Genomic DNA, 15,610 nt, shown 5'->3' on the forward strand with positions numbered 1-15,610 from the left:
TCAGGCGTCAGGCGCCCACGATGTTGTGCTCCGGGCCGAACGGGAACTTGGTGATGTTCTCGGCGCCGGCCTCGCCCACGACGAGGATGTCGTGCTCGCGGTACCCGCCCGCGCCCGGCTCGCCCTCGGGCACCATCAGCATCGGCTCCATGGACACCACCATGCCGGGCTCCAGGACGGTGTCGATGTCCTCGCGGAGTTCCAGGCCCGCCTCGCGGCCGTAGTAGTGGGACAGCACACCGAAGGAGTGGCCGTAGCCGAAGGTGCGGTTGGGCAGCAGGCCGTGGCCGATGTAGATCTCGTTGAGGGCGTGGGCGATCTCGGCGCAGCTGATGCCCGGCTTGATCAGCTCCAGGCCGCGGCGGTGCACCTCGACGTTGACCTCCCACAGCCGCAGCGAGCGCGCGTCCGGCTCGCCGTAGAACAGCGTCCGCTCCAGGGCGGTGTAGTAACCGGAGATCATCGGGAAGCAGTTGAGGCTGAGGATGTCGCCGCGGCGCACGGTGCGGGTGGTCGGCCAGTTGTGCGCGCCGTCGGTGTTGATGCCCGACTGGAACCACACCCAGGTGTCGCGGATCTCGGTGTGCGGGTGCGCGCGGGCGATCTCGCGGATCATCGCCTGGCTGCCCGCAAGCGCCACCTCGTACTCCGCGACGCCCTCGGCGATCGCCGCGCGCACCGCCTCGCCGCCGAGGTCGCCGATCCGTGCGCCCTCCTTGATGAGGGCGATCTCCTCGTCCGACTTGACCATCCGCTCCCGCATGGTCGCCGCCGCGATGTCGGTGAACTCGGCGCCGGAGAAGGCGTCCTGGAACTTCCGCAGCTGGTCGAGCGGCAGGCTGTCGTGCTCGACACCGATGCGGCGCGGGTCGATCGACCGCTGCTTCAGGGTCTCGTGGATGGCGTGCACGTAGTTGTCGCGCTGCCAGTCGGTGTAGACGACGTTGTCCCCGTAGCAGCGCCGCCAGGGCATGCCGGCGTCGATGTTCGCGGTGACCGTGATCTGGTCGTCCGCGGTGACGATCAGCGCGTACGGGCGCCCGAAGGCGGTGTAGAGGAAGTCGGAGTAGTACTTGATGTTCTGGTACGAGGTGAACAGGGCGACGTCGATGTCACCCTGTGCCATCACCTTGCGCAGCCCGGCCAGGCGCCGCTCCATCTCGGCGTCGGAGAACGTCAGTTGCTCCTTCTCACCGTTGCGGATGAGCTTCAGGCGCTGGAGGTCGGTGGTGGACATGCGTACTCCTTCTTGTGGGTGGGTTCGTACGGTGGTTCGTGCGGTGGTCCGTACGCGGTTCGTACGGTGGTTCGTGCGGGTCAGCCCTCGCGGAGCGGCTGACGTGCGGTCTCGCGCGCGGCGAGCACGGCCCCGAGGGAGACAAGTGCCGCGGCGGCCAGATACCAGGCCGGGGCGAGCGGGCTGCCGGTCCAGGAGATGAGCAGGGTGCCGACAAAGGCCGCCGTGCCGCCGAACAGCGCGTTGGCCAGGTTGAAGCTGATGGCGAAGCCGCTGTAGCGGACCCGGGTCGGGAACTGCTCGGCGAGGAAGCTGGGCAGGGTGCCGTCGTTGAGGGCGAGCATGCCGCCGAGCAGCACCTGGACCGCGATGACGGTCAGCAGCCCGGCCCCGTCGAGCAGCAGGAACGCCGGCACGGTGCCCAGGGCGAACAGGACGGAGGCGCCGATCAGCAGCTTCTTCCGGCCGAAGCGGTCCGAGGCCAGGCCGGTGCAGAAGACGAAGGCGATGTAGACCGTGAGTGCGACGGTGGTGGCGAGGAACGACGCGGTGGCGTCGACGCCGAGCTCCTGAGAGAGGTACGTCGGCATGTAGCTGAGCAGCATGTAGAAGGCGACCGCGTTGAGTACCGTGGCACCCATCGCGAGCAGCAGCGGGCGCCGGTTGTCCCGCAGCATCTCCTTGGCCGGGGTCCGGGTGACCTCGTGCTCCCCCTCAAGGGCGCGGAACGCCGGGGTGTCCTCAAGGCGCAGCCGGATGTACCGGCCGATCAGGCCCAGGGGCGCGGCCAGGAGGAACGGCAGCCGCCAGCCCCAGCTGTGCATCTGCTCCGCGGACAGCAACTCGGTGAGCAGCGCCGCGAGCAGCGAACCGAGCAGCAGCCCCGTCGCGGTGCTGGCCGGGACGACGGAGGCGTAGAGCCCGCGCCGGCCCTCGGGCGCGTACTCCACCAGGAACGCGGAGGCGCCCGCGTACTCGCCGGAGGCCGAGAAGCCCTGCACGATCCGCACGGCGAGCAGCAGCAGCGGCGCGAGCAGCCCGACGGCCTCATAGCTGGGCAGCAGGGCGATGCAGAAGGTCGCCACGGACATGATCACGATGGACAGCGAGAGCGCGCTGCGCCGCCCGACCCGGTCGCCGATGTGCCCCCACACGAACCCGCCGAGCGGCCGCACGAGGAACGAGAGGGCGAACACGCTGAACGTCGCGAGGAGCGCCGTGGTGCGGTCGGTCGCCGGAAAGAAGACCGTCGAGATGGTCGCCGCCAGATAGCCGTACGCGGCGTAGTCGAACCACTCGACGAAGTTGCCGATGAAGCTGGCGGCGACCACCCGGCGACGCGTCCCGGTGTCGGTCCCGGTCCCGGTGTCGGTGTCCGGCGGGACGGTGGGGTTGCTCATGGAACCTGGCTCCCATGCATCAGGGTTGCGCGAGAAGCAACGATGAGCGCCACTATGGGAACAGGGATTCAAGGTGTCAAGGAAAATGACAAGGATGGATGCTCGTAATGCATCAGAGTTGCTTGCGACGCAACGCATGACTCGGAGAGGGTGAGGCAACGAAAAGGCCGCGCCGGAGAGTTCCGGCACGGCCTGTCGTGGGCGCGAGTGTGCGTGTGTGCGTGCGCGTAGGCGTACGGGCGTACGCGTGTACGTACGCGTGTGTCCGTACGTGTGTGCCCGTGCGTACGGTTACGCGTCCTGCGGATACCACCGCAGCTCGACCGTGTTCCCCTCCGGGTCCCGTACGTAGACCGACTGGGCGTCGCCGCGGGCGCCGAAGCGGGGGGCCGGGCCGTCGAGGACCGTCAACTCGCCCGCGTCGATGACCTCTTGCCAGTCCAGCGGCTCGACGACCAGGCAGATGTGGTCCACGTTCGACTCGTGGCGCGGGCGGGCGAAGAAGTCGATGATCGTGGTCGCGTTGACCCGGGCCGAGGGGAACGGGACCTTCCCTGCGCGCCACTCCTCCACCCGCACCGGCTCCAGGCCGAGCGGTCCGCAGTAGAACTCCAGGGCGCGTTCGACGTCCTCGACGTTCAGGACGAGGTGGTCGAAGTCCTTGACTCGCACTCGCATGGGCAGTCCTTCTCCTCGGTCGTCGGCGGTCCCGCCGTAACGTACTCTACGTGAAGTGGTAAATCTGTAGTACTGCGTTCGCAGTTGTGGCTTGTGTGTGACTTGTGTGTGACTTGTGTGTGACTAGTGGGGGAGACCCATGCGACAGAATCCCGCCCGGCGGACCGCGCTGCTCGACGCCGCGATCGACGTCCTGGCCCAGGAGGGATCGCGGGGGCTCACCCTGCGCGCCGTCGACAAGGCCGCCGGAGTCCCCACCGGCACCACCACCAACTACTTCGCCAATCGCGCCGAACTGCTCCGCCAGATCATGGGCCGTACGAAGGAGCGCCTGACCCCGGACCCGGCCGCCATGGAAGAGACCATGAGCGCCGAGCCCGGCCGCGAGCTGAACGCCACCCTGCTGCGGCAGCTGGTCGAGCGGATGCGGGCCGACCGCAGCAGCCACCTCGCCATGCTGGAGCTCCGCCTGGAGGCCACGCGCCGGCCGGAGCTGCAGGCTGACCTGACCCGCACGTTCACCGAGCTGCTCGACGACAACATCGCCTGGCACCTCGACGCGGGCCTCCCCGGCGACCGGGACACCGTGCTGCTGCTCTACCTCGCCATGCTCGGCGTCATCGTGGACGACCTGACGGTGCCCGCGCTCCTCGAACCGCACGGCATCGACCACATCATCGCCGTGCTCGTGGAGCGGAGCGCGCCGCCCGGGGCGTGAGCCTCACCCTGCCGCGGGCCGCCGGTACGTGGAGGGGTTCGCCGAGGAGGTTCGGGCGGGCCGGGGGGCCTGAGGGGGCAGAGCGCTCCCGGGGCCGGGCGAAGTGCATGTGAGATGCGCCCTATGGGTGCAATGCCCGAATATGAGTTACTTGCTCGGTTGCCCCGCCGTCGTCTCCGAGGGAGCTCCATGCAGCAGCGAATACGCCCCGGGTACCTGAACCCCGCCGCGATCGCGGGAGGTGTCCTCGCGGTCGGCGCCGGCGGGCTCTACCTGGCGGGCACGCTGATCAACGGCGACGGCATCGACCCAGGCACCCGCATACGCGGCGTGGACGTCGGCGGCCTCAGCCGTGCCGAGGCCGAGCAGAAGCTGCAGCGCGAGCTCGTCGCGGGCGAGGGCGCGCAACCCCTCGCCGTGCGCATCGGCGACCGCGAGGACACGATCGACCCCGCGGCGGCCGGTCTCAGCGTCGACACCGAGGCCACCGTCGACCGGGCGGCCCGCGGCGGCGCCGACCCGGTCACGGTGATCGGCGGGCTCTTCCGCTCCGGCGGCGACGTCGAACCCGTCGTCCACCTTGACGAGCGCAAGGCGCGCGCCGCCCTCCAGGACCTGGCCGAGGAGCACGATCAGCAGGTCCGCGACGGCGCCGTCGCCTTCAAGGACGGCAAGCCCGAGGCCCGCCAGGCCCGCACCGGCCACACCCTCGACGTCGACGGGGCCGTCACCGCGCTGCGGTCCGCGTACCTCCCCGAAAAGCCCGCGGCCCGCACGGACCGGACGCAGCTGCCGACGCACGACACCGAGCCGAAGGTCACCGCGGCCGAGACCGGCCGGGCCCTGCGCGAGTTCGCCGAACCCGCCATGTCCGGCCCGGTCACCCTGGACGTCGGCGGCGGCGAGCTCACCATCGGGCCCGACACCCTCGGCGAGCACCTCGACCTCAAGGCCGACGCCTCCGGCCGGCTGGAGCCGCACCTGGACAGCGCAGGCCTGATCAAGGACCCCGAGGTAGCCAAGCCCCTCGCCCGCCTCACCGGCGCCGCGAAGAACGCCGAACTGGGGCTCGACGGCGACAGGGTGGTGGTCGCGAGCGACGGCAGGCCCGGGCGGACCGTCACCGACAAGGCCCTCGGCAAGGCCGTGCTGCCGCTGCTCACCCGGACCGGCGCCGCAGCCCGTACCGGCGAGGTCGCCACCCGGACCACGCAGCCGCAGATCACCCGCGAGAGCGCCGCCGAGCTCGGCCTGACCGAGAAGATGTCGTCGTTCACGGTCGACTTCGAGCGGGCCGCGTACCGCACGAAGAACATCGGCCGGGCCGTCGAGCTGATCAACGGCTCGCTCGTCAAGCCGGGCCAGGAGTGGAGCTTCAACCGCACCGTCGGCGAGCGCACCAAGGCCAACGGCTTCGTCGACGGCACGATCATCCTCAACGGCATGTACACCAAGGCCGCGGGCGGCGGTGTCTCCACCGTCGCCACGACGATGTACAACGCCCTGTTCTTCGCCGGCGTGAAGCCCCTCGAATATGGCGCGCACTCCTTCTACATCGAGCGCTACCCCGCGGGCCGCGAGGCCACCGTCGCCTGGGGCAGCCTCGACCTGCGCTTCCTCAACGACTCCGGCAACGCGATCTACATCAAGGCCGAGTCCACGGACACCTCGGTGACGGTCACCTTCCTCGGCACGAAGAAGTACGACGAGGTCCTCGCCACCCAGGGCGAGCGCGAGAACATCACGCAGCCCAAGGAGCGCACCAACACCTCCGAGCAGTGCGAGCCGCAGACCCCGCTCGAAGGCTTCGACATCACCGTGGAGCGGATCCTCAAGGACGACGGCCGGGAAGTGAAACGCGAGCCGTACCGCACCCACTACACGCCCCGCGACAAGGTCACCTGCGAACCGGAGGCGACGGCCGAGCCGACGCCGGGTGACGAGCCGACACCGGGCGGCGAGCCGACGCCGGGTGACGAGCAGCAGGCGGCCGCGGGTGAGCGCCCAGGCCCGGGCGAATAGGGCGAACCGCAGGCCCCGGCCGTCTTCCGGCCACCGACCGGCGCCCGGCAGGAGCCCATGCCTTAGCGTGTGCCCGTGACAGCGGCGGGGACAGGAACCGGAATCAGGCCGCGGAGGCCCGGCAACCGGCCCGGCATCCGGCCCGGCATCCGGCCCGGCAACCGGCCCGGCTTCCGGCTCGGCCTGGGCGCGGGCGCCGCCGTCGGCGCGGGCGCGGCCGGGGCGTGGGCGTACGCGCGGGCCGGGGCCGACGGCGCCGACATCGTGCGGGACCTCGCGGTCGGCTGGGCGTACGCGGGCGCCGGGCTCGTCGCCTGGTGGCGCAGGCCCGCCAACCGGACCGGCCTGCTCATGGTCGCCGAGGGCGTCACCTGGTTCATCGGCAACCTCCAAGGCACCTCCGTACCGGCCCTGTTCGCCCTCGGCGCCTGGTGGGAAGGGCTGAACCTGGCCGTCCTCGTGCACCTCGTGCTGACCTTCCCCGACGGCCGCATCACCGGCGCCCGCACCCGCCGCCTGATCCTCGCCACGTACGCGATCGTCGCCGTCGGCGGACTCCTGCGCGCGCTCACCTTCGATCCCGCCCGCGCCCACCACGGCACCTACCTGGACTGCGGCGGCTGCGGGCCCAACGCGCTGCTCGTCGACGGGGCCGCCGGACTCTTCGGGCCGGTCGACCTGGCCTGCCGCGCACTCGCCGTGACGATCTCCGTGCTCACCGCCACGGCCGTCGTGCACCGCTGGCGGCGCGCCTCGCACGCCCGCCGCCGCGCGCTGCTGCCCGCCTGGGCCGCCATCGGCGCGGCCATCGTCTTCATCCTGTGGGACGTCGTCCTGCTCACGGTCCCCGGGCTCGACGGTCTCGGCGAGGACCTGGTGCTGCTCCTGTCCGACTTCGCGCAGTGCGCCGTGCCCATCGCGTTCCTCGCCGGGCTGCTGCGGATGCGGCTGCAGCACGCCGCGGTCGGCGGCCTGGTCATCGAGGTCGGCGCGGACCCCACCCCGGCCCGGATGCGCGCGGTCCTGGCCCGCGTCCTCGGCGACAGCTCGCTGCGGCTCGGCCTGTGGCAGCAGGGGCAGGGCATCCGCGGCGCATACGTCGACGAGGACGGCCGCCCCGTACGCGCCGACGGGGCCCGCGCCACCCGCGTCGACTCCGTGCGCGGCACCCCGCTCGCCGTCCTCGACCACGATCCGGCACTCGCCGAGGACCCCGAACTCCTCGCCGCCGTCGGCGCCGCGCTCCGCCTCGGCCTGGAGAACGCCTGGCTGCGCACCGAGGCCAGAGAGGCCGGTACGCGCCTGGTGCGCGCCGCCGACGACGAGCGCCGCCGCCTCGAACGCGACCTGCACGACGGCGCGCAGGCCCGCATCGTGTTCGCCCTGATGGCGCTGCGCCGGGTCGGCAAGGGCGTCGCCGACCACCCGGACGCGAAGCTGCGCGGCTCCGTCGCCGAGGTCGAGCAGAGCCTGCGCCTCGCCCTGGAAGAGCTGCGCGGACTCGCCCACGGCATCCACCCCGCCGTACTGACCCGCGAAGGGCTCGCCCCGGCGCTCGCCGAACTCGCGCTCCAGGCCGAACTGCCCGTCGTGGTCGCCGCCGAGCCCGGCCGCTACGACGCGGTCGTGGAGACCACCGCGTACTTCACCGTCTGCGAGACCCTCGCCAACGCCGCCAAGCACGCCCGGGCCAGGGCCGTCAGCGTCTCCGCCCGGCGGCAGGGCACGACCCTCGTCGTGGAGACCGTCGACGACGGCATCGGCGGCGCCGACACCGCGCGCGGCTCGGGCCTCAGCGGTCTCGCCGACCGGATAGCGGCCGTCGACGGAGTGCTGAGCGTGCACAGCCCGGCGGGCGGCGGCACGCGCGTACGAGCGGAGCTGCCGTGCGGGTGATCGTGGCCGAGGACTCGGCGATCCTGCGCCAGGGGCTCGTACGCCTCCTGGCCGACGAGGGCTTCGACGTGCCCGCGCACTGCGGCGAGCCGGGGCCGCTGCTCGGCCTGGTCGACCGGCACCGCCCCGACGCGGTCCTCCTCGACATCCGGATGCCGCCCACCCACACCGACGAGGGCCTGCGCGCGGCCGCCGCGATCCGCGCCCGGCACCCGCGCACCGGCGTCCTGCTGCTCTCGCAGTACGTGGAGACCACCGCGACCGTGCGGGCGTTCGCCGACGACGCGCGCGGCTTCGGCTACCTCCTCAAGGAGCGCGTCGCCGACGCCGACGAGCTCGCCCGCGCCCTGCAGCAGGTGGCGGCCGGCGGGACGGTCGTCGACCCCGAGGTGGTCGCGCACCTCATGAGCGGGGTGCGCGGTGCGAGCGCCCTCGCCGGACTCACCGCCCGCGAGCGGGACGTGCTCGTGCTGATGGCGCAGGGCCGCTCCAATCACGCCATCGCCCAGGCACTGGTCATCGGGGCGAAGACGGTGGAGTCGCACGTACGCAGCATCTTCACGAAGCTGGGCATCGACGCCGACGCGCAGGACAACCGACGCGTCCGGGCCGTCCTCACCTATCTGCGCGAGGCCTGAACCCACCTGCGCGAGCGGCGGGAGCACCCGCACCGCACTCTCCCCCCGACCCGGTGCCGCCCCGCGACCGGGCGCAGGCCCCGGGCCCCCGTGACCCGTGACCGTGCCCCCGTTCCCCGTACCCCTTGATGCCCGGTGCGGAGCGGTGCCGGATCACCAAAGTTAGGCGGCCGAACGGCACGGAACATCAGGGCAAGCCCTGAATACCGGCGGGTATGCAGGGCGCTGACCAGGGGCGTCCGTACGCGGATGGCTCAGGGGATGGCTCAGGGGAGGCCCAGGACGTCCGTACGCCGAGGACCGGCTGCGGTCTGGCGGCCCTGTGGCCTGTGCCCGTGCCCCGTGCCCTGTGGCCTGCGGCCCGGCCCCGCGTTCCGCCCGCCCGCTACCCCGTCCCGCGCAGCCTCGGCGCGCAGTCTGTCGCGTCCACCGGGCCCGCGCCCCGCTCCACCCGGGCCGCCAACTCCTCGGCCCAGGCGGCCAGGCCGGGTGCGTCGATGCCGTACGGCGCGGGCGCCTCCGCCGCGACCACCCCGGCGCCGCGGCGCAGCAGCCGCGCCCCGCCCGTCGCGTTGCCGCGCGCCGCGTGGGTCAGGCCGACGGCCAGCTGCGCGAGCCCGCGCCACAGCGCCCGCTCCCGCTCCGGGCCCGACTTCCAGGCGTCCTCGAAGACTTCGTGGGCGTGGAACGGCCGGCCACGGTCGAGCAGCGCCTGCGCCTCGGCGAGGGTCTCGGCGGGGGTGCGGACGACCCCCTCCGGCTGCCGGTCCACGCCCGGCGCTCCGTACGGCAGGGGGCGGCCGAGTCCGTCGCGCGGGCGGGCGTTGCGGGCGCGGCCCTCGGCGTCTCGGTCGCGGCCCCGGGCATCCGGGGAAGGAGTGCTGTTCACCCTCCGATTGTGGCGGGGCGGGGGTGATCGGCGCAGGTCCGGGGTGAGGTAAGGTACTTCCTGCACGGCGCGGGCAACACCCGCGAGCGAGCACCGGGACGTGGCGCAGCTTGGTAGCGCACTTGACTGGGGGTCAAGGGGTCGCAGGTTCAAATCCTGTCGTCCCGACTTGTGAAAGTCGCAGTTCGAGGGGCCGTTTCAGAGGAATCTGAAACGGCCCCTCGATCAGTTCTCGGGGCGGTTGCGATCGGGCGTCTCCAAGCGGAGTGCGCTGAGGCCGAGTTCCCTGCGGACTGTCCGCGGCGACCGGAGCGGCGGCCCGGCGGTGACCGGGGCGACGGTGCGGGGATGACCGGGGCGACAGTGCAGGACTCGTCCGGGAAGCTAGCCGGCGTCCTGCCTCAGCAGATCCGCGCACTTCTCGCCGATCATCATCGTCGTGATGCACGGGTTGACCGTGACGAGGTCCGGCATCACCGAGCCGTCCGCGACCCGCAGACCCTCCACGCCCTTCACGCGCAGCCGCGCGTCCAGCGGGGCGAGCGCGTCGTCGTCGGCGCCCATCTTCACCGTGCACGCCGGGTGGTAGACGGTGTTGTGGGTCTTGTGGATGTAGTCCAGCAGCTCGTCGTCGGTGCGCACGTCCGGGCCCGGCGCCAGCTCCGCGCCCGCCCAGCCGCTGAGCGCCGGCTGCTCGGCGATGCGCCGGGCCAGTTTCAGGCCGTACGTCATCACGCGGGCGTCGTGCTCGTGCGTGAAGTAGCGCGGGTCGACCCTCGGCTTGTCCCGGAAGTCGCGGGTGCGCAGCCGGACGGTGCCCTTGGAGCGGGCGCGCGTCACGTTCGGGGTGAGGCAGAACGCGTTGTCCGTCGTCGGGTAGCCGTGCCGGGCGGTGTTCATGTCGAACGGCACCTGGCCGTAGTGGAACATCAGGTCGGGCCGGTCCAGGCCGGGCTCGGTGTCGTAGAAGATGCCCGCCTCCCACCATTGGCTGGAGCGCGTCGGCATCGGCTGCCTCGCCTGCCACATGATGACGCCCTCGGGGTGGTCCTGCAGGTTCTCGCCGACGCCCGCCGCGTCGACCAGAACGTCAACTCCCGTCTCCCGCAGGTGCGTTGCGGGTCCGATGCCGGAGAGCATCAGCAGCTTCGGGGTGTCGATCGAGCCGCAGGAGACGATCACTTCGCGGCGGGCGCGGACCGTACGGGTGTGGATCTGGTCCGGGTCCAGGTACTCGGTGCCCACGCAGCGCCGCCCCTCGAAGACCAGGCGCTTCGCGTGCACGCCCGTACGCACTTCGAGGTTGGGGCGCTTGCCCATCACCGGGTGGAGGTACGCGACCGAGGAGGACTGGCGGACGTTGTTCTCGTCCGAGTTGATCTGGAACCAGTTGGCGCCGCGTATGACGGTGTTCCCGGTGTTGAACGGTGTCGTGGGGATGCCCGCCTGGGCGCAGGCCTCAAGCAGGGCGTTGCCGCACGGGTCGTCCGCGCCCTTGAGGGTGCGCAGCTTCACCGGGCCGGAGCGGCCGTGGTGGTCGCCGGGCGCGTCGTTGTTCTCCAGGCGCCGGTAGAGCGGGAACAGGTCGGCCGCGCTCCAGCCCGTACAGCCCCCGGCCGCCCACGCGTCCAGGTCCTCCGCCGGGGCCCAGAACGCGATGCACGAGTTGTGCGAGGAGCAGCCGCCGAGCACCTTGGCGCGGGCGTGCCGCATGAAGCTGTTGCCGCTGGACTGCGGCTCGACCGGGTAGTCCCAGTCGTAGCCGGACTCCAACAGGCCCATCCAGCGGTCCAGTCGGAGGACGTTGTCGTCGCCGACGTCGCTCGGGCCGGCCTCCAGGACGCACACGGTGACGTCCGGGTCCTCGGTGAGGCGGGCCGCGACGACGTTGCCCGCGGTGCCGCCGCCGACGACTACGTAGTCGAAGACATCGGTGGAAACGGTGGCGTCGGAACTCATGAGGTGGAGACCTCCTCCAGGTCGGCGGCAGGGGCGGGCGGTGCGGGGGATTCGGCGGCGTGCTCGGCGAGCACGCCGGTGCGGTGGCGCTGGACGAACCAGTAGTAGGCGAAGCCGCCGCCGGCGATCACGCCGACGAACAGGACGGCGCCCCAGCGCAGATACCAGTGGTACGGGGCGGTGGCGTTGTAGACGGCGGCGCGCGGCCAGAGCAGGTTGACGGTCATGCCCACGCCCCACAGCACGGCGAGGACGTTGACGGGCAGGCCCCAGCGGCCGAGCGAGAACTTGCCCTCGGCGGGCTTCCACGTACCGCGCAGCCGGGCGATCAGCATCGGCACGGTGACCAGGAGGTACGCGGCGTAGATCATGATGATGCCGATGCTGGTGACCACGGTGAAGATCTGCGGCTGGCGGATGTTGACGACGAGGATCGCCAGCGACAGGACGCCGATGATGACGGCGGGGGCCACCGGGGTGTGGAAGCGCGGGCTGACCCGAGCGAGCAGCGAGGCCGCGGGCAGGTTGTTGTCGCGGGACATCGCGAACGCGAGCCGGATCGCCGCCGTGTGCACGGCCAGCGCGCACACCGTCACCGCGATGAGCACGCACCACAGCATGGCCTTGCCGGCCGTCGGCCCGAGCACGTCGAGCACCACGTACTGCAGTCCGTCGGAGGACAGCTTCTCGCCGCGCAGCGAGGAGACGCTCATCAGGGCGAGCAGCAGGATCAGGCCGCCGAGCACGAACGACGCGACGATCGAGCGGATGATGGCGCGCGGCGCGTTCCGCGACGGGTCCAGGGACTCCTCGCCCAGCGAGGCCGCGGTGTCGAAGCCGTACATCACGTACGCGGAGGCGAGCGAGGCGACGAGGAAGGCGCCGAGATAGCCGAAGGACTGCCCGTCCCCCGTGTGGGCCGTCTCGGTGACCACCTGCGGGCCACGCACCACATGCACCGCGAACAGCACGATCAGGACGACGGTGGCGATGAGTTCGAGGAACACGCCCGCCGTGTTGATGGTGGCCATCAGCTTCACGCCGAAGGCGTTGACGAGCGTCGTGAACAGGATCAGGACGGCGGCCAGGATCACCGCGTTGGTGGCCACGTCGTACGTGCCCGTGCCGTCGCCGACGAACTGGAAGAACGACGAGATCTGCGGCAGCGTCAGCTGGTACGCGAGCGCGACGGCCGCGATCGACACGACCGAGGCGAGCAGCATCATCCAGCCCGCGAGCCAGCCGACGTGCGGATTGCCCACCTTCTTCGCCCAGTTGTAGACCGAACCGGCCACCGGATAGCGGGCGGCCAGCTCCGCGAAGCACAGGGCCACCATGAACTGGCCGGCGAACACCATCGGCCAGGACCACCAGTAGGCCGGGCCGCCGTTCGCGTAGCCGAAGTAGAAGAGCTGGAACGTGCCGGTGAGGATCGAGATGTAGCTGATGCCCGCGGCGAAGGTGTGGAAGGTGCCGAGGGTGCGCTTGAGTTCGGGACGGTAGCCGAACTCCTCAAGTTCGGCGTCGTCCGTGTTGTCGGGGGTCGCCTTCATGCGGTGTCTCCTGGGAGTTACGCGAACCAGCCCTGCGGGACCGGGCGGGTGTTGCGCCAGATGTGCTTCGTCTCGCGGTACTCGGCGAGCCCGGCGGGGCCCAGCTCACGGCCGAAGCCGGACTGCTTGTAGCCGCCCCACTCGGCCTGCGGGACGTACGGGTGGAAGTCGTTGATCCACACCGTGCCGAGCCGCAGCGCCGACGCGACCCGGCGCGCCCTGGCCTCGTCGCTCGTCCAGACCGCGCCCGCGAGCCCGTAGATGCCGGCGTTGGCGAGCCGTACCGCCTGCGCCTCGTCGGTGAACCGTTCCACCGTGAGCACCGGACCGAACGACTCGTCCTGCACGACCGACATGGGGGCGGCGCACTCGTCGAGCACGGTCGGCAGGTAGTAGTAGCCGTTCTCGTACTCCGCGCCGGAGGGCCGGGCCCCGCCGCAGCGCAGCAGCGCGCCCTCCTGGACGCCGCGTTCCACATACGCCTCGACCTTCGCCAGGTGGTCCGCCGAGATCAGCGGGCCGGTCTGGGCGCGGTCGTCGAAGGGGCCGCCGAGCCGGATCGCGCGGGCCCTGCGGACCACCTCGTCGACGAACCGGTCGTGCAGCGAGTCCTCGACGAGGAGCCGGGCCCCGGCCGAGCAGACCTGGCCGGAGTGCAGGAACACCGCGGTGAGCGCCATGTCGACGGCCGTCTCGAAGTCGGCGTCCGCGAACACGATGTTGGGGTTCTTGCCGCCCAGTTCGAGCGCGACCTTCTTGACGGTTCCGGCCGCGGTGGCCATGAGGTGCCGGCCGGTGTGCAGGCCGCCGGTGAACGACACCAGGTCCACGTCCGGGTGCTCGGCGAGCGGGGCGCCCGCCTCGGGGCCCGCGCCCAGGACCAGGTTGGCGACACCGTCCGGCAGTCCGGCCTCCACGAGCAGCCGTACGAGGTGGATCGCGGTGTGCGGGGTCAGCTCGCTGGGCTTCAGGACGAAGGTGTTGCCGGCCGCGAGCGCGGGCGCGACCTTCCACGCGGTCTGCAGCAGCGGGTAGTTCCACGGGGTGATCAGCGCGCACACGCCGACCGGCTCGTGCACGACCCGGCTCTCCGCGTCCGGCACCCCGGTCTCCACCACCCGGCCCGCCTCGGCCGCCGCGAGCCGCCCGAAGTACCGGAAGCAGTTCGCGATGTCGTCCATGTCGTACGCGCTCTCCACCAGGCGTTTTCCGGTGTCGAGGGATTCGGCGCGGGCCAGGGCGTCCTTGTCGCGGACCAGCAGATCGGCGACGCGCAGGAGCAGGTCGCCGCGCTCGGCGCCCGTGGTGTGCGGCCAGTCGCCCTCGTCGAACGCGCGCCGGGCGGCCGCGATCGCCTCCAGGGTGTCCTTGGCGCCGGCCTCGTCCACGACCGCGACGAGCGAACCGTCGGCGGGGCAGCGGATCTCCCGGGTCCTTCCTTCGCGCGCGGACGTCCACGTACCGTCGATGAACAGCTCAGACATGCTCGCCCCCCAGCTGCTTCAGCAGCCACTCGTGGAAGATCCCGATGTGGTGCTCGGTCGGTACGAGCACACCGCCCGACCGGTACGCCCGCGAACTCATCGCCGGCTGAGTGCGCTCACACGCGTCAAAATCCTGGGCGTTGACCCGGTGGAACAGCTCCACCGACTTCGACAGATCGGCGCCCGACTCCACGACTTCCGGCGCGTACAGCCAGTCGCACTCGACGATCGTGCGGTCCTGGGCCAGCGGGAACATCCGGTGCAGGATCACGTGGTCCGGCACCAGGTTCACGAACACGGTCGGCTTGACGGTCATCGCGTAGTACCGCCGGTCCTGGTCCTCGGCGACCTCCGGCAGCCTGCCGAAGCCCTCGCTGCCGTCGACCGTGAACCCCTTGACGTCGTCGCCGAACTCGGCGCCGTGCCCGACGTAGTACTGCGCCGCGTAGCCGTCCGCGAACTCCGGGAGTACGTCGGTGAGTTCGGGGTGGATCGTCGCGCAGTGGTAGCACTCCATGAAGTTCTCGACGATCAGTTTCCAGTTGGACCTGACGTCGTACGTGATGCGCTTGCCGAGCGCGAGGCCCTCGGTGCGGTACCGGTCGATGGCGGCGGTGTCGCCCAGCCGCTCCACGGCCGCGCCGATCACCGTCTCCTCGAACGACGGCGGCTCGTCGGCCAGGCACACCCAGGCGTAGCCGAGCCACTCCCGCAGCGCGACCGTGATCAGGCCGTACTGGGCCCGGTCCACATCGGGCATCTTCGTCAGGTTGGGCGCGGCGACGAGCTTGCCGTCGAGGTCGTACGTCCAGGCGTGGTACGGGCACTGCAGGTTGCGGCGCACCTCGCCGGACTCCTCGGTGCACAACTGGGCGCCGCGGTGCCGGCAGACGTTCAGGAAGGCGCGCAGCTCACCGGTGCGGGACCGGGTGATCAGGACGCTCTCCCGGCCGACCTGAACGGTGCGGAAGGCGCCGGGTTTGTCGAGGTCGGCGCTGCGCACGGCGCAGAACCACAGGGCTTCGAACACCCGCTCCTGCTCCAGGCGGAACAGTTCGGGGTCGGTGTAGTAATGCCCGGGCAGCGTGGCCACCAGGCTGGGGGCGACGGGGTGCGTCGTCACGTACGTACTCCTC

Annotated in this window: 12 protein-coding genes and 1 tRNA gene; 5 read left to right on the forward strand and 8 right to left on the reverse strand. The window is 71.5% G+C overall.

The genetic code is table 11. The annotated features are described in order from the left end of the window. Window positions 1-7 precede the first annotated feature (7 nt). The 3 genes from QIS99_RS04670 to QIS99_RS04680 all read right to left on the reverse strand — a co-directional run bounded on the left by QIS99_RS04670 (window position 8) and on the right by QIS99_RS04680 (window position 3,315). Window positions 8-1,237: an aminopeptidase P family protein gene (locus QIS99_RS04670; RefSeq protein WP_282510644.1), complete on the reverse strand. Its 1,230-nt coding sequence runs from the start codon at window positions 1,235-1,237 to the stop codon at window positions 8-10. A gap of 80 nt (window positions 1,238-1,317) precedes the next feature. Beyond that, a complete protein-coding gene (locus QIS99_RS04675; RefSeq protein ID WP_282510647.1) occupies window positions 1,318-2,637 on the reverse strand; it encodes an MFS transporter in 1,320 nt (439 codons plus the stop codon). A 291-nt stretch (window positions 2,638-2,928) separates the two neighbouring features. After that, window positions 2,929-3,315 (reverse strand): VOC family protein, encoded by a 387-nt coding sequence (locus tag QIS99_RS04680; RefSeq protein WP_282510649.1) that lies wholly within the window; start codon window positions 3,313-3,315, stop codon window positions 2,929-2,931. 139 nt (window positions 3,316-3,454) lie between these two features. Here QIS99_RS04680 and QIS99_RS04685 point away from each other — a divergent pair, with 139 nt between their 5' ends. From QIS99_RS04685 to QIS99_RS04700, 4 genes are all read left to right on the forward strand, one after another. After that, on the forward strand, window positions 3,455-4,033 hold the full coding sequence (locus tag QIS99_RS04685; RefSeq protein ID WP_282510651.1) for a TetR/AcrR family transcriptional regulator: 579 nt from the start codon (window positions 3,455-3,457) through the stop codon (window positions 4,031-4,033). Window positions 4,034-4,222: 189 nt separating this feature from the next. After that, on the forward strand, window positions 4,223-6,055 hold the full coding sequence (locus QIS99_RS04690) for a VanW family protein (RefSeq protein WP_282510653.1): 1,833 nt from the start codon (window positions 4,223-4,225) through the stop codon (window positions 6,053-6,055). Window positions 6,056-6,130: 75 nt separating this feature from the next. Continuing rightward, on the forward strand, window positions 6,131-7,951 hold the full coding sequence (locus QIS99_RS04695) for a sensor histidine kinase (RefSeq protein WP_282510655.1): 1,821 nt from the start codon (window positions 6,131-6,133) through the stop codon (window positions 7,949-7,951). Next, window positions 7,948-8,589 carry a response regulator gene (locus QIS99_RS04700; protein ID WP_282510797.1) on the forward strand — a complete coding sequence of 214 codons (642 nt, stop codon included), beginning with the start codon at window positions 7,948-7,950 and terminating at the stop codon, window positions 8,587-8,589. The genes QIS99_RS04695 and QIS99_RS04700 overlap by 4 nt, the downstream gene beginning before the upstream one ends. 385 nt (window positions 8,590-8,974) lie before the next feature. Here QIS99_RS04700 and QIS99_RS04705 read toward each other — a convergent pair whose 3' ends face one another. Then, the gene (locus tag QIS99_RS04705) at window positions 8,975-9,478 is read right to left on the reverse strand and encodes a DUF309 domain-containing protein (RefSeq protein ID WP_282510657.1); all 504 of its coding nucleotides are present in this window, start codon (window positions 9,476-9,478) and stop codon (window positions 8,975-8,977) included. A 94-nt stretch (window positions 9,479-9,572) separates the two neighbouring features. Between QIS99_RS04705 and QIS99_RS04710 the strand changes: the two genes are divergently transcribed. After that, window positions 9,573-9,646: transfer RNA gene (locus QIS99_RS04710), tRNA-Pro, on the forward strand. A gap of 216 nt (window positions 9,647-9,862) precedes the next feature. On the opposite strand, the gene QIS99_RS04715 is transcribed toward QIS99_RS04710, so the two are convergent. The 4 genes from QIS99_RS04715 to QIS99_RS04730 are packed head-to-tail and all read right to left on the reverse strand — an operon-like array spanning window position 9,863 to window position 15,597. Then, the gene (locus QIS99_RS04715; protein WP_282510659.1) at window positions 9,863-11,437 is read right to left on the reverse strand and encodes a GMC family oxidoreductase; all 1,575 of its coding nucleotides are present in this window, start codon (window positions 11,435-11,437) and stop codon (window positions 9,863-9,865) included. Then, window positions 11,434-12,990: an APC family permease gene (locus QIS99_RS04720; protein WP_282510661.1), complete on the reverse strand. Its 1,557-nt coding sequence runs from the start codon at window positions 12,988-12,990 to the stop codon at window positions 11,434-11,436. The genes QIS99_RS04715 and QIS99_RS04720 overlap by 4 nt, the downstream gene beginning before the upstream one ends. Window positions 12,991-13,007: 17 nt before the next feature. Beyond that, window positions 13,008-14,474, reverse strand: coding sequence for an aldehyde dehydrogenase family protein (locus QIS99_RS04725; protein ID WP_282510663.1), 1,467 nt, complete (start codon window positions 14,472-14,474; stop codon window positions 13,008-13,010). Beyond that, a complete protein-coding gene (locus QIS99_RS04730) occupies window positions 14,467-15,597 on the reverse strand; it encodes an aromatic ring-hydroxylating oxygenase subunit alpha (RefSeq protein WP_282510665.1) in 1,131 nt (376 codons plus the stop codon). Before QIS99_RS04730 ends, QIS99_RS04725 begins: the two co-directional genes overlap by 8 nt. Window positions 15,598-15,610: the final 13 nt, after the last annotated feature.

The organism is Streptomyces solicavernae, assembly GCF_029968095.1.
Classification (GTDB): Bacteria; Actinomycetota; Actinomycetes; order Streptomycetales; family Streptomycetaceae; genus Streptomyces; species Streptomyces solicavernae.

Bases quoted from the DNA above. Each gene is read 5' to 3' on its own strand.
- QIS99_RS04720 (WP_282510661.1), bottom strand. From the start codon at position 12,990: ATGAAGGCGACCCCCGACAACACGGACGACGCCGAACTTGAGGAGTTC.
- QIS99_RS04715 (WP_282510659.1), bottom strand. From the start codon at position 11,437: ATGAGTTCCGACGCCACCGTTTCCACCGATGTCTTCGACTACGTAGTC.
- QIS99_RS04670 (WP_282510644.1), bottom strand. From the start codon at position 1,237: ATGTCCACCACCGACCTCCAGCGCCTGAAGCTCATCCGCAACGGTGAG.
- QIS99_RS04690 (WP_282510653.1), top strand. From the start codon at position 4,223: ATGCAGCAGCGAATACGCCCCGGGTACCTGAACCCCGCCGCGATCGCG.
- QIS99_RS04725 (WP_282510663.1), bottom strand. From the start codon at position 14,474: ATGTCTGAGCTGTTCATCGACGGTACGTGGACGTCCGCGCGCGAAGGA.
- QIS99_RS04675 (WP_282510647.1), bottom strand. From the start codon at position 2,637: ATGAGCAACCCCACCGTCCCGCCGGACACCGACACCGGGACCGGGACC.
- QIS99_RS04680 (WP_282510649.1), bottom strand. From the start codon at position 3,315: ATGCGAGTGCGAGTCAAGGACTTCGACCACCTCGTCCTGAACGTCGAG.
- QIS99_RS04685 (WP_282510651.1), top strand. From the start codon at position 3,455: ATGCGACAGAATCCCGCCCGGCGGACCGCGCTGCTCGACGCCGCGATC.